Origin of the sequence: Bradyrhizobium roseum (assembly GCF_030413175.1) — a bacterium.
Taxonomy (GTDB): Bacteria; Pseudomonadota; Alphaproteobacteria; order Rhizobiales; family Xanthobacteraceae; genus Bradyrhizobium; species Bradyrhizobium roseum.
This window is the reverse complement of sequence record NZ_CP129212.1, coordinates 4,297,287-4,311,083: the sequence shown is the minus strand read 5'-3', so window position 1 is coordinate 4,311,083 and position 13,797 is coordinate 4,297,287. Positions and strand designations below refer to the sequence as shown.

Genomic DNA, 13,797 nt, shown 5'->3' with positions numbered 1-13,797 from the left:
GAGAGGAATTCTCAGCTCGACGACCCGTATCGCCGTAGCGCCTCCAGCGTCAGTCCTTTGCCGACGGCGCCGAAGATGTCGCCTTCGACGATGCGGGCTGACGGTACGGCCTTGGTGATCGCCTTGTGCACATGGGCGAGTTTTACGGAGCCGCCGGTCAGGAACACCGAATCGATCGCGCCGGGGGTAAGTCCCGCCTGAGCGAGGCAATTCTTGATTCGGGCCGCAATGCGATCCGACAGTTGCCTTGTGTGGCTGACGAGATCGGGGCGGGCGATGGATGCGCTCAGCCCCGGCGAGATCCATTCGAGCGGAATTTCCGAGCGGCGCTGCTCGGACAGCGCGATCTTGGCGTCTTCAACCTCCATGGCCAGCGTATGGCCACGCTGTTCGTCCACCACGCGCATCAGCCGGTCCAGCAACTCGGGCTCGGCTGCTTCCTGCCGGACCTGGCGGATATCAGCGAGCACGCGCGGCTCGTACATGCGATTGATGCTCGACCAGGTTGCGAGGTCGTGGAAATAGCTCGAAGGCACGTCGAGCCCGGCGCGCTTCATGGCGCTGCCGAAGCCGAACAGCGGCATGACGACGCCGAGGCTGAGCTGGCGGTCGAAATCGGTGCCGCCGATCCGCACGCCGTCATTGGCGAGTATGTCGCTGGCACGATCAGCCTTGCCGTGCCGCTCGGGGCCGAGACGGACGATCGAAAAATCCGACGTGCCGCCGCCGATATCGGCGATCAGCGCGAGCTCTTCGGAGCCGATCTGGCGCTCATAGTCCAGCGCCGCGGCGATCGGTTCGAACTGGAACGTGACCTCTTCGAAGCCGATATCCTTGGCGATTTTGCGCAAGGTGTCCTCCGCCTTGCGGTCGGCATCCGGGGCGTTGTCGACGAAGTGAACCGGGCGCCCGTGGACCACGTGAGTCAACTCACGGCCGCTGGCCTGTTCCGCGCGGCGCTTGATGGCGCCGACATAGGCGGCAATCACGTCGCGGAAGCTGATACGCTCGCGACCGAGTCGCGTGGTTTCGTCGATCAGCGACGTGCCGAGCACCGACTTGAGGCTTCGCAGCAGGCGGCCGGGCACGCCTTCGACATAGGCATCCACCGCCCTGCGGCCGATTCGGACTCCGCCATCCGCCTCGTAGAAGATCGCGCTCGGAATTGTGGTGTGCGTTTCCTCCAGCGCCGCCAGCACGGGCGCCGCACTCACGATGGTGCCGAGCGTCGTGTTCGACGTTCCGAAATCAAGGCCGCAGATCGACATGGGAGGCTCCGGGAGGGAGCGTCCGTTTACACATTACGGTGCCATCGATCCACCCTTATCTCGCGGTCTGATCGGGCCGAACGGCGGTCGCAACAAGGTTGCGAAAAGTGGCCATCCACAGATCAATTTGTTTCCTCAGGCGGGTTGGCAAATCAATCCCGGATGGTCCATAAGCTCGCTCCCCGGCGGGTATCCCGCTACAAACGGCTTTTGGGTAGAGGTCGCGTGGCAAACATCAACCGACAGATTGCGCAGGAACTCGGCGTTCGCGAAGAGCAGATCTCGGCGACGGTCGAACTGCTGGACGGCGGCGCGACGGTGCCTTTCGTGGCGCGTTACCGCAAGGAAATCACCGGCGGCCTCGACGACGCCCAACTTCGCACCCTGGAAGAGCGGCTGACCTATCTGCGCGAGCTCGAGGATCGCCGGGTCGCGATTCTCAATTCTGTCCGCGAGCAGGGCAAGCTCGATGCCGCGCTGGAAGCCGCGATCATGGCTGCCGACAGCAAGGGGCGTCTGGAAGACATCTATCTGCCGTTCAAGCCGAAGCGCCGCACCAAGGCCGAGATCGCCAAGGAAGCCGGGCTCGAACCCTTGTCCGAACTGTTGCTGACGCAGCCGCAGAACGACCCGCAGGTTGTCGCCGCAACCTTCGTCGATGCCGAGAAGCAGGTGGCGGATGTCGCAGCCGCGCTGGAAGGCGCGCGCGCGATCCTGGTGGAGCGCTTCGCCGAGGATGCGGATCTGATCGGCCGATTGCGCGAAGACATGTGGTCGAACGGCCAGATGGCATCCACGGTGCGCAAGGGCAAGAAGACCGAGGGCGAGAAATTCGCTGATTATTTCGAATATAGCGGTGCGCTTCACAAGCTGCCGGCGCATCGCATCCTCGCGCTGTTCCGGGGCGAAAAGGAAGAAATCCTCGAACTGCAGATCCAGCCCGAGGCGACCGCGCCGGAGGCCGGCGTGCCCAGCGCCTATGAGCTCAAGATCATGCAGCGCTTTGGCATTACCGACCGGAAGCGGCCGGGCGACCGCTGGCTGGTCGATACCGCGCGCTGGGCGTGGAAGACCAAGATCCAGGTGCACCTCAACATCGACTTGCGGATGCGGCTGTGGACGGCGGCGGAAGCCGAGGGAGTGCGGGTGTTCGCCTCCAATTTGCGCGACCTGCTGCTGGCGGCGCCGGCCGGCGCGCGCGTCACCATGGGGCTCGATCCTGGCTTCCGCTCCGGCGTCAAGGTCGCGGTCGTCGATGCGACCGGCAAGGTCGTGGCGACCACCGCGGTCTATCCGCACGAGCCGCAACGCCAATGGGACGCGGCGCTGGCGACATTGGGCAAGCTCGCGGTCGCGCACCGCGTCGACCTGATTGCCATCGGCAACGGCACGGCTTCTCGCGAAACCGACAAGCTGGCGACCGAACTGGTCAAGCTGCTGCCGGACCTGAAAATGTCCAAGATCGTGGTGTCCGAAGCGGGCGCCTCGGTCTATTCCGCGTCGGCCTTTGCGTCCGAGGAGTTACCTGAACTCGACGTCACCCTGCGCGGCGCGGTGTCGATCGCGCGGCGGCTGCAGGATCCGCTGGCTGAACTGGTCAAGATCGATCCGAAGGCGATCGGCGTCGGGCAATATCAGCACGACCTCGGCGAAACCAAGCTGGCGCGGTCGCTCGATGCCGTGGTCGAGGACTGCGTCAACGCCGTCGGCGTCGATGCCAACACGGCCTCCGCGCCGCTGCTGGCGCGGGTGTCCGGCATCGGCGCGGGGCTGGCGCAAAGCATCGTGCAGCACCGCGACGCCAACGGCCCGTTCAAGTCGCGCAAGGCGCTGAAGGAAGTGCCGCGGCTGGGGCCGAAGGCGTTCGAGCAATGCGCGGGGTTCCTGCGCATCAACGGCGGCGAAGATCCGCTCGATTCGTCCGGCGTGCACCCCGAGGCCTATCCCGTGGTGCGGCGAATCCTGCAAGCCACCAAGAGCGACATCAAGGCGCTGATCGGCAATGCCGAAATCGTGCGCCAGTTGAAGCCGCAGGCCTTTGTAGATGACACGTTCGGCCTGCCGACGGTGACAGACATTTTGCGCGAGCTGGAAAAGCCCGGCCGCGATCCGCGTCCGGCGTTCAAGGCCGCCGTCTTCATGGAGGGCGTCGAGGAGATCAAGGATCTCAAGCCCGGCATGATCCTGGAAGGCACGGTGACCAACGTCGCGGCGTTCGGCGCCTTCGTCGATATCGGCGTGCACCAGGACGGCCTCGTGCACATCTCCGCGATGTCGAAGACCTTCATCAAGGACCCGCGCGAGGTGGTGAAGCCCGGCGATATCGTCAAGGTGAAGGTGCTGGAGGTCGAGGTCGCCCGCAAGCGCATCGCGCTGACGTTGCGGCTGGATGACGAGGTCGGCGCCAAGAGCGACCGCATCCAGGCCCAGGGCAAGCCACGCGAGTTTTCCAGGGCGTCGATGACCTCGTCGTCGCCGAAAAAGCCGCAGGAGCAGGGTGGGGCGCTGGCTGAGGCGATGCGCCGCGCCGCCGAGAAGAACGGGCGCGGCAAGGCGGGGTAGGCCGGGTAGGGGCGACGTTGCCGCAGAATCGGTAGGGTGGGCAAAGCGGTAGCGTGCCCACCATCTCACAGCTCGCTCGGTGAGAGATGGTGGGCACGTCGCTTCGCTCCTTTGCCCATCCAACCGCGTCGGAATCAACCCGACGTCAGCACGTTCAGCTTGGCATTCGCCAGGATCAACCGGTCGGCCAGCAATTGCGCGAGGTTCCGCATGATCCGCTCGCCGGCGCGCGGGTGTTGCTTTCGGAAACGCTCGAAATCGCGCAGCGGAATCTCGTAGGCCGTCGCGGCCATGTCGGCGAAGACGTCGGCCGATCGCCGCGGCTCCAGCAGCGCCATCTCACCGAACGGCATGCCGGCGGTCAGCGTCGCCAGGCGGACGCCGTCGGGCAGGGTGACATGCACCACGCCGCTCCGGAGAAAGAACAGGGAATTGGCGGGATCGCCGGCAGCGATGATCTTTTCGCTGGCCTGATAGGTCCGGATCGACGCCAGCGAGGTGAGGTCGGTCAGTTCCTCGTCCGTAAGTCCCGCCAGCAGCGCCTGCTCGGAAAGGTCGGTCGCCTCGAAGAAATCGATCGCGCCGCCGTAGCGATAGACCACCTGGTCTTCCGCCCATTCGATGGCGGCATCGAGCAGATAGTAGTTGCGGATGTTGCCGAGGCCTTCGGTCCATTCCCCGATCATCTTCCATTCCGGCGAGGAGCGCCGGATGCCGGACAGAATCACGGTGACGCGGTGGGCGGCAAGTTCGCGGAACTCCTCGGCGAGCAGGCGGGTGCCGGCGCGGGTCATCGACGTGACGCGGCGCAGGTCGAAGATGACGAGCTGCGGCCGCGGCCGGGCCGCGATCTGGCGCGAAACGTAATCGACGTTGGAGAACGACAGCGTGCCGACCAGTTCGATGACGCGAACGTCGTGGTGATGCGCGGCGAGGATGTTCTGCTCGTGGGCGCGCCGCACGCGCCGCGACGGGCTGTTTCCGATGTCGTAATCGGCGATGATGCTGTTGCGCGCGTCGTCGCTGCGGTTGAGCATGTGCAGGTCGTAATGCGACGACAATGCCTCGCAGACCTTGATGCCGCGCACGCTGTTGCCGTGCCGGTCGAGCTTCGGCGAATAGCTGCCGAGCCCGAGCCGCGCCGGCAGCGCGGCGAGGATGCCGCCGCCGACGCCGCTCTTGGCGGGGATGCCGATGCGGTAGATCCACTCGCCGGCATAGTCGTACATGCCGGAACTGGTCATGACGGACAGCGTACGTGCGATGGCGTAGGCGCTCATCACCTGCTCGCCGGTCACCGGGTTGATGCCGCGGTTGGCGAGGGTGGCCGCCATGACCGCGATGTCACGCGCCGTCACCAGGATGGCGCATTGCCGGAAATACACCTCCAGCACCGCCGCGACATCGTCCTTGATCACGGCGTTGGTGCGCAGCAGATAGCCGATCGCCCGGTTGCGGTCGCCGGTCTGGCTTTCCGAGGCATAGACCGCGTCGTCAACCTCTAGATCGCGTCCGGCAAACTTGCCCAGTGCCTGCCGGATGTAGTCGAATGCGGCCTCGCCCTTGGCCTCGTGGATCAGCCCGGAGCAGGCGATCGCGCCGGCATTGACCATCGGATTGAAGGGGTGGTTCTCCGCGTTGAGGCGGATTGAGTTGAACGGATCGCCGGACGGTTCGACGCCGATGACGCTCTCGACCCGCGCCGCCCCCAGCGTATCCAGCGCCAGCGCGAACACGAACGGTTTCGACATCGACTGGATGGTGAAGGGGATCTGGGTATCGCCGACCTCATAGACATGGCCGTCGAGGGTGGCCAGGCTGATGCCGAAATGGGCAGGGTCGGCCTTGCCGAGTTCGGGAATGTAATCGGCGACCGCGCCGCTGGTCTCGGGCGTGAATTCGGCGTGGCACCCATTCAGGAACCGCAGCAAGGGCGGCTTCGAACTGGTCCAGGCGGCAGGGCTGGCGGTAGGCGAAGGAGGCGACTGTTTCATCGCCTCCTGTTGTGCAACGCAATCAGGGGGCGCGCAACTGGTCCGGCACCAGGGTCTGGCGCCGTATCAGCACGAGCGCGATCAGGACGGCCGGGAGCAGGATCGCCAGTCCCAGCGAGGTGATCTGCCATTGCGACAGCGGCATGATCCCGCCGCCGGGCGTGGCTACCACGAATCCCCCGATCACGAGCAAGACACGCAGCGGCCATTCCAGTGCGCCGGCGCCACGAAGATCGCCGACAAAGACCTGATAGCCCTGAATGCCGCCGCAGATGAACAGCGTGCCGAAGCCCGCCAGCGCCATCAGCCCGAGCGCTTCAAGATACGGGCTCGACCCCTGCAGCACCAGCGCCGGGTTCAGCACGAAGAAGAACGGAATGAAATAGATGATGCTGCCGACCCACATCGATTCCCATCCCGTCTTCATCGCCGGCGAGCCGGCGATGCCGGCCGCGGCAAAGGACGCAATGGCGACCGGCGGCGTGATCGAGGACAGCATGCCCCAGTAGAAGATGAACATGTGCACGGCCATGCGGTTCAGGCCGAGCTTTTCCAGCGCGGGCGCCACCAGGATGGCCAGGAAGATGTAGCAGGCCGTCGTGGTCAGCCCGAGCCCGAGGACGAGGCTGGTGAAGGCGCACATCACGAGCAGCATCAGCGCATTGTCGCCGGCGATCCGCAGCAGGTCGTTGGCGAGGCTGGAGACGACGCCGGTCATCGAGAACGCGCCGATCAACAGGCCGCAGCCGGCCAGGATGCCGACCAGTTCAACGAAGGTGCGGCCGTTGACTTCGAGGAACTTGTTGATGGTCGAAAACGTCCAGCGCGTGTCCTTGGAAAAGAACTGGTTCAGAACCAGCAGCAACGCGGTCGCGTAGAACGGTGCGTGGCTCTCGCGCTTGAAATACAGCAGCATCACGATCAGGAGCGCGATGACGAAGATGTAGTACCAGCCTTCCTTGACGGTGTCCCAGACCTTGGGCAGTTCGGAGCGCGGAATGCCCTCCAGGCCGTGGCGCGCGGCATAGGAGTCCACCTGCATGAACAGGCCAATGTAATACAATGCCGCCGGAATGATCGCGGCGAGCGCGACGTCGGCGTAGCTGACATTGAGGAACTGCGCGATCACGAAGGCGGTGGCACCCATCACCGGCGGCGCGAGCACCGCGCCGGTTGATGCGCAAGCCTCGATCGCGGCGGCATAGGAGGCGCGGAAGCCGCTCTTTTTCATGACCGGGATGGTCATGGTGCCGGCGGTCAGCACGTTGGAGATGATCGAGCCGGACATCATGCCCAAAAGGCCGGAGGCAAAGATGCAAACCTTGGCGGCGCCGCCGCGGAAGGTGCCGCACAGTGCAAAGGCGATGTTGATGAAGAACTTTCCGGCGCCCGTCATCATCAGAGCGGTGCCGAACACCAGAAAGCCGATCACGGTGTCGGCAAAGGCCTGGATCGGGATGCCGAGCAGGCTTTCGCCCGACAGCACGTGATAGGACGTAGCCTGTTCGAGCGTCGATTGGGTGCCGCGGAACGGTCCGAGCCACTTCGCGTCGGCGAACAGCGGGTACAATGTAAACGGCAGCACGCTGAGCAGCAGGCTCCAGCCGCCGGTGCGCCGCAACGCTTCCATCAGCACCGCCCACATGATGACGCCGGCGAAGATGACGGACGTCGGCGCGCCGCCGAATTCCCAGCCGGCTTCCGCCGCCTTGCGGACGCTGCGCATCAGCAGGATGGCGCAGGCGAACGTCGCGACGAACAGCAGAATGTCATACCAGGGAATCCGGTCGAGCGGCGCATTCCCGGTTCCCGGAAAGATCAGGAATGTGAACGGCAGCATCAACGCGATCAGAAGATAGAAGTACTCGGTGTTGAGTTGCGTGTAGCCAAGGAAGAAACGCAGCGAGAATTGCTGGTTGATACACAAGAGGATAGTGGCCGCGGTCGCGACCACCAGTGCCCAGCGCCAGGCGCCCCGCAACGAGCGGACGCGCGTGACTTCGGCTTCCTGCATGTTGGCATGCGGGTCGTCGAACTCGATTCGCTGCGTCGGCGCCACGGCGGTATCGCTCGCTGAAGGTGTCATCGTTTCCCCCGAGACGGTTCTCGTCTTCGATTTTGTCCGAGCGAAGAAGGGTTATTCGAACCCGTTCGGCATGTTCGCCTTTGCCAGCGCCGCGGCGCGCGCCTTCATCCAGCCCTCGATGAACGCCTTGTCGTCTGCCGGCGGGCTGGACTTGCCGTAGTCTGTCCATGCCGCCGCCAGTACCTGCTGGCGCTTCAGCAATTCCTTGTTGTGGGCTTCCTGAGCGTCAGTCCACTGACCGGCCTCTTTCAGCGCCTTCGCGGCGCCCGGATGAACCGGAACCACCCAGTTCTTGGTCTGACGGTCGGCGGCAAGGCCGCTCGCGCCGGGGGCGGAATCCTTGTAGGCGTCGTAGCCCGTGATCATCGCCTTGGTGATCGAATAGACCTCGTCGGCGGGCAGCGAGCCATAGGACGTGAAGATCGGATAGGGGTAGTTGCCGAGCTCAACCGGCTTGTCCTTGGTGATGCCGGCGCCGCAGGTCGCCACATGCGGGAAGAAGAACGAGCCGACCTTCTTCACGCGTTCCCAGCCGGCCTTGTCGCCGGGAGGCAGCGGCGGCCAGACGATGCCGCGCGGCGAGGTTTCGAGTTCCTTTGCCGGGCCAGTGATGGTGGTGGCGAAGGCGGCATCGACGTCGTTGTTGACCATGCCCTTCCACATCGCGCCATAGCTCGAGAACTCGACGATCTTGACATCGCTCTGCTTGAGATCGCCGAACGCCAGGATCGCCAGCGCGTTCTGGTTGAGCGCCGGCGAGCCTACCACGAAGCCGACGCGCTTGCCCTTGAGCTGCTTGATCTCGGTCACGCCGGTATCCTTGGCAACGCCGAGCGAGCCGGCGTTACAGTCGACCGAGGACAGTACGAGTTGCAGGGGTTGCGGACCCCACTCCTTGGTGCCGAACTCGAACACGCCTTCCTGCGCGAAATAAGTGCCGGAACCCATCGCGGACATCGCCGCGCGCTTGGCGCGCAGCGGCGCCAGCCGCGCCACGTCATTGCCGGCCGGCAGCACGCGGACGTCGGTGCCGTATTTGTCCTTCATCATCTTGCCGACGCCGACCGCGATATTGAAGCCCGCAGTGCCGGTGTCATAGGCCGTGACCACCATCGTCGGCGGCAGTTTTACGTCTTCCGCATACGCCGCGGACAAGGCCAGCAGCGAAATGCTCGCAAGGGCGGTTGGCGCGAGCGCCTTTAAGCGATCAATCATAGTTTTCCCCTCGGATGTTTTTCACGATGCGCGTTCACTTGTTCGCGTTGATCATGTCATCCGCTGCTTGTGATGGCAACGTTAGGTGCGCGTGCGTCAACACCTCAGCTGGACAGATTGTCGCGGAACACATCAGCAGAAAGTCTTACGACGCGATCCGTTAAGCTTCGATGATCGCAATGACCTGCCCCTCAGCGATGACGTCGTCGAGTTTGACCAGGATAGCCTTGATTTTTCCTGCCGTCGTCGACGTGACCGGAATCTCCATTTTCATGGCTTCGACGAAAGCAATCTCGTCGCCGTCGTCGACATTGCCTCCGGTTGTGACGGCAAGGGCGCACACGCGGCCAGCGACTTCAGTGACTATCTTGATATCTGGCATTTCCGTTCTCCCGGGGACCGTCTGACGGACTGAAGTCCTCGCGAACGGCTTTTTGTTGTGGCGGCAGATTGCCTGAGGTAGATTGTTCTGCAAGTGGAATTTTATTCCGCATAGCGGAATGGGGCCATAAAATATGGGAAGACGCTCGGAACGGCTTAGCAAGCAGGGAATGCTCGCCAGCGATCTCGCAGGCGAGGGGGACGTGATCCAGGTGGTGTCGCGGGCGTTCGATGTCCTGCGCTGCTTTGAGGGTCATGAAGCACGACTGGGCAATCTGGAGATTTCCAGCCGCTGCGGTCTGCCGCGCTCCACGGTATCGCGGCTCACGCACACGCTGACGCGGATGGGCCAGCTCGTCTATCTGCCGCGCGACCAGAAATATCGCATCGGCCCCAGCGCGGTGGCGATGAGCACTTCGATGATGAAGGGCCTGCAGCTTCGCAATTTGATCCGGCTGCGTCTGCAGGAGGTCGCCGATCAATTGCCGGGTACCGTCGGCTTCGTGATCCCGGACCGCTTCCAGCTCGTCTATCTTGAATTCGCGCGCGCCGCGAACGCGCTCGGTCTGCACGAAGGCACCGGCAGCCGGATCACGATGACGAGCACGGCCGCTGGTTTTGCCTATACGGCCGCGCTAGATACCGATGTTGGCGACGCCTTGATCGCCGAAATGGAGCGCGAGAATGCCGGCAATCCGACATTGCTGAAATCGCGCATCGAGGAAAACCGCCGCCATCTGCGCGAGCACGGCTATGTCGTCGGTTGCGGCACCTGGAGCCCGCATATCAATGGCTGCGCGGTGCCGGTGTGGTCGCCGCAATATCAGACCTTTGTCGTCGTCACGATCGGGCTGCTGTCGGCGATGTTCGATGAGAAGCGGCTGCACAAGGAGGTGGCCCCGCAGATGCTCGAACTCGGCCGCGCCATCTCCGGCCTGCTCGAGGGCGCCGAGGGCGACATCTTCACCAGCCGGATCGAACGAAAGCCGCTCCCGGTGGCGGCCCACAATAACAACAAGATCATCAAGACGGAGGATACGAATGAATTGGAAGCCGGAGCTCGACGAGCTCGCTCGGCGCGAAGCGTTCGCGCGCGAGATGGGAGGCGTTGACAAGGTCAAGCGCCAGCATGACCAGGGCCGGCTCACGGTTCGTGAGCGCATCGACAGACTGATCGACAAGCATTCCTTCCACGAGATCGGCGCCATTTCCGGGGTCGCCGAATACGACGAAAACAACGAACTCAAGCAACTGACGCCGGCCAACTGCGTGTTCGGCCGCGGCAGGATCGACGGCCGCACCGTGGTCGTGGTCGGCGACGACTTCACCGTGCGCGGCGGTTCCGCCGACGCTTCGATCTCGACCAAGCCGCTGATGGCCGAGGAAATGGCCTATGAGTTCCGCCTGCCGATCATTCGCGTGATCGAAGGGTCGGGCGGGGGCGGTTCGGTGAAGACGATCGAGACGCGTGGCGCGGCCAATCTGCCCGGCGGCGTGGGCGGCACGCGCGCGTATTGGTTCACGACCGGAAACCTGGCGCGGGTGCCGGTGGTTGCGCTGGGGCTCGGCTCCGTCGCGGGCCTCGGCGCGGCGCGGCTGGCCGCCAGCCATTATTCGATCATGACCAAAAGCTCAGCGATGTTCGTCGCCGGTCCGCCGGTGGTGAAGCGCCTCGGCCAGGACCTGAGCAAGACCGAGCTTGGCGGCGCCGACATCCAGACCCGCGCCGGCGGCGTCGACGATGCCGTCGACACTGAGGAGGAGGCGTTCGAGCGCGCCAGGCGCTTCCTGTCTTATCTACCGTCGTCGGTGTTCGACCTGCCGCCGACCACGCCCTGCAGTGACGATCCCGAGCGTGCCGAGGAATCGCTGCTCAAGGCCGTGCCGCGCAATCGCCGCCAAGTCTACAAGATGCGGCCGATCATCGACGCGGTCGTCGACAGGGGCTCGTTCTTCGAGGTCAACACCAATTTCGGCCGGCCTGTCATTACCGGGCTGGCGCGGCTGGAAGGCCGCGCGGTTCTGGTGCTGGCGAGCGACCCGTTCCACTACGGCGGATCGTGGACGGCGGACGCGTGCGACAAGGTGATCCGCTGGGTCGACTTTGCCGAGACCTTCCATCTGCCGGTGGTCTATCTGATGGATTGTCCCGGTTTCATGATCGGGCTCGAGGCCGAGAAGTCGGCGACCATCCGTCACGGCGTGCGGGCGATGGCGGCGGTCAACCAGTCGACCGTGCCCTGGTGCACCATCATCGTGCGCAACGCGTTCGGCGTGGCCGGCGTCGTGCACCAGCCGGCCAATCGCTATTCGATGCGCTACGCCTGGCCGTCGGCCTATTGGGGCTCGCTGCCGCTGGAAGGCGGCATCGAGGCGGCCTACCGCGCCGAGATCGATGGGTCGGACGATCCGGCCGCGAAGCTGAAGGAGATCGAAGACCGTCTCAACAAGCTGCGCTCGCCGTTCCGCTCCGCCGAGAAATTCTGGGTCGAGGAAGTGATCGATCCCCGCAAGACGCGTTCGCTGTTGTGCGAATTCGCGCGGCTGGCGGAGCCGATCCGGCAGGCGGGGCCGCCGGCAAATATGACGACGCGGCCGTAGGGCTCTTCTTCACCTCGCCCGCTTGCGGGGAGAGGTCGCCGCGCCCTCGCGCGGCGGGTAAGGGGGGTGCAGGTCTATCGATAGAGGTGATCTCGCGGAGGGAGCCCCTCACCCCGACCCTCTCCCCGCAAAAGAGCGGGGAGAGGGAGAGTCCTTACGCCGCGACCGGCTTCGGCCGCGAGATCGCCAGCACCATCAGGGCCGCGACGATGCACAGCGCACCGGCGACGAAGAACGCCGGCAGGTAGCTCTGCAGCATTGTGCGCGACAACCCGGCGCCGAACGCGGCGACACCCGCGCCCAATTGATGCCCGGCAAAGATCCAGCCGAACACGAGGTTGGCGCGCTCGGGTCCGAATCGCTGGGCGGTGAGCCGCACCGTCGGCGGCACGGTGGCGATCCAGTCGAGCCCGTAGAACATCGCAAACAGCGACAGGCCGTAGAGCGTGAAATCGGAGAACGGCAGGAAAAGGAGCGAGAGGCCGCGCAGCCCGTAATACCAGAACAACAGCTTGCGATTGTCGTAACGGTCGGACAGCCAGCCGGAGGCGATGGTGCCGACGAAATCGAAGATGCCCATGGCCGCGAGCAGGCTGGCCGCCTGCACCTGCGGAATGCCGAAATCGAGGCACATCGGGATCAGATGCACCTGTACCAGCCCGTTGGTCGAGGCGCCGCAGATGAAGAAGGTGGCGAACAGGATCCAGAACACGCTCGACTTCGAGGCATCGCGTAGCGTGCCGAGCGCTGCCGCCATGATGGGGGTATTGTTCGGCGGCGGCGCCGGCAGCGGCTCGGTGCCTTCATCGCCGAATGGCCGCAAGCCCACGTCGCTCGGCCGGTCGCGCATCACCATCAGCACGGCGAAGGCGGCGACCCCCAGCATGACGCAGATCAGGGCCAGCGCGATCCGCCAGCCATACGCATCCGTCAGGCTTGCCAATAGCGGCAGGAAGGCGAGTTGCCCGGTGGCGACGCTCGCGGTGAGGATGCCGACCACGAGCCCGCGCCGCGCGACGAACCAGCGCGCGGCAATCGTAGCTCCGAGAACCAGTGCCGTCATGCCGGTGCCGAGCCCGATCACGACGCCCCATAGCAACACCAACTGCCAGACCTGCGTCATCGCCAGCGACGCGACCAGGCCGGATATGACAATGAGCAACGCCAGCAGCGTGATGTTGCGCAGCCCATAGCGGTTCATCAGCGCCGCGGCGAACGGCGCCATCAACCCGAATAGGATGAAGCGGATCGAAAGCGCCGAGGAAATCTCCGCCGTGCTCCAGCCGAATTCCTTCTGCAGGGGCACGATGAAGACGCCGGGCGCGCCGACGGTGCCGGCCGAAACCAGCGCGGTGAGGAACGTCACGGCGACCATCGCCCAGCCGTAGTGAATGTTGCGGCGGGCGAGGGCGGCTGACAGCCAGTTCGAGATCATTGGGCCTCGGCGGATTCCAGAGAGGATTCGATGATTTGGCTTCCTGATCCTGAACCGAAGGGTGTCCGACATAAATGCCGTACTTCCCTCATTTCAGGACATCAGAATCACAGGCGTTAAAATCACAGGCGTTAAGATGGCCGCGCTGGTCGATCCCGGAATTGAATTATATGCATAATATGATGCCCGGCAACAAACCGCAACCGATCCTCCCATGAGAAATTATTGGCTTTCGCATGAGGCCAATTGATCGAT

The 13,797-nt window shown here is 64.3% G+C and carries 9 protein-coding genes; 3 read left to right on the top strand and 6 right to left on the bottom strand.

Translation table 11 applies throughout. The features are described from left to right. Nucleotides 1-11 precede the first annotated feature (11 nt). Nucleotides 12-1,268, bottom strand: coding sequence for an Hsp70 family protein (locus QUH67_RS20790; protein WP_300940820.1), 1,257 nt, complete (start codon nucleotides 1,266-1,268; stop codon nucleotides 12-14). 225 nt (nucleotides 1,269-1,493) lie between these two features. On the opposite strand from QUH67_RS20790, the gene QUH67_RS20785 reads away from it, so the two are divergent. Continuing rightward, entirely contained in the window at nucleotides 1,494-3,830 is a 2,337-nt protein-coding gene (locus QUH67_RS20785) for a Tex family protein (protein ID WP_300940818.1), read from the top strand. 134 nt (nucleotides 3,831-3,964) lie between these two features. Here QUH67_RS20785 and glsA read toward each other — a convergent pair whose 3' ends face one another. The 4 genes from glsA to QUH67_RS20765 form a co-directional block, all read right to left on the bottom strand. Beyond that, entirely contained in the window at nucleotides 3,965-5,824 is a 1,860-nt protein-coding gene (gene glsA, locus QUH67_RS20780; RefSeq protein WP_300940817.1) for a glutaminase A, read from the bottom strand. A gap of 22 nt (nucleotides 5,825-5,846) precedes the next feature. Continuing rightward, the gene (locus QUH67_RS20775; protein ID WP_300940815.1) at nucleotides 5,847-7,910 is read right to left on the bottom strand and encodes a TRAP transporter permease; all 2,064 of its coding nucleotides are present in this window, start codon (nucleotides 7,908-7,910) and stop codon (nucleotides 5,847-5,849) included. Between the two features lie 51 nt (nucleotides 7,911-7,961). Continuing rightward, nucleotides 7,962-9,125 (bottom strand): TAXI family TRAP transporter solute-binding subunit, encoded by a 1,164-nt coding sequence (locus QUH67_RS20770; protein ID WP_300940814.1) that lies wholly within the window; start codon nucleotides 9,123-9,125, stop codon nucleotides 7,962-7,964. A 160-nt stretch (nucleotides 9,126-9,285) separates the two neighbouring features. After that, nucleotides 9,286-9,507: an acetyl-CoA carboxylase biotin carboxyl carrier protein subunit gene (locus QUH67_RS20765; protein ID WP_300940812.1), complete on the bottom strand. Its 222-nt coding sequence runs from the start codon at nucleotides 9,505-9,507 to the stop codon at nucleotides 9,286-9,288. Between the two features lie 133 nt (nucleotides 9,508-9,640). Here QUH67_RS20765 and QUH67_RS20760 point away from each other — a divergent pair, with 133 nt between their 5' ends. Beyond that, a complete protein-coding gene (locus QUH67_RS20760) occupies nucleotides 9,641-10,618 on the top strand; it encodes an IclR family transcriptional regulator (protein WP_300940811.1) in 978 nt (325 codons plus the stop codon). Further along, nucleotides 10,548-12,107, top strand: a complete 1,560-nt coding sequence (locus tag QUH67_RS20755) for an acyl-CoA carboxylase subunit beta (RefSeq protein ID WP_300940810.1) — start codon at nucleotides 10,548-10,550, stop codon at nucleotides 12,105-12,107. The genes QUH67_RS20760 and QUH67_RS20755 overlap by 71 nt, the downstream gene beginning before the upstream one ends. Nucleotides 12,108-12,261: 154 nt before the next feature. Here QUH67_RS20755 and QUH67_RS20750 read toward each other — a convergent pair whose 3' ends face one another. Next, a complete protein-coding gene (locus tag QUH67_RS20750) occupies nucleotides 12,262-13,542 on the bottom strand; it encodes an MFS transporter (RefSeq protein WP_300940809.1) in 1,281 nt (426 codons plus the stop codon). Between the last annotated feature and the right edge of the window lie 255 nt (nucleotides 13,543-13,797).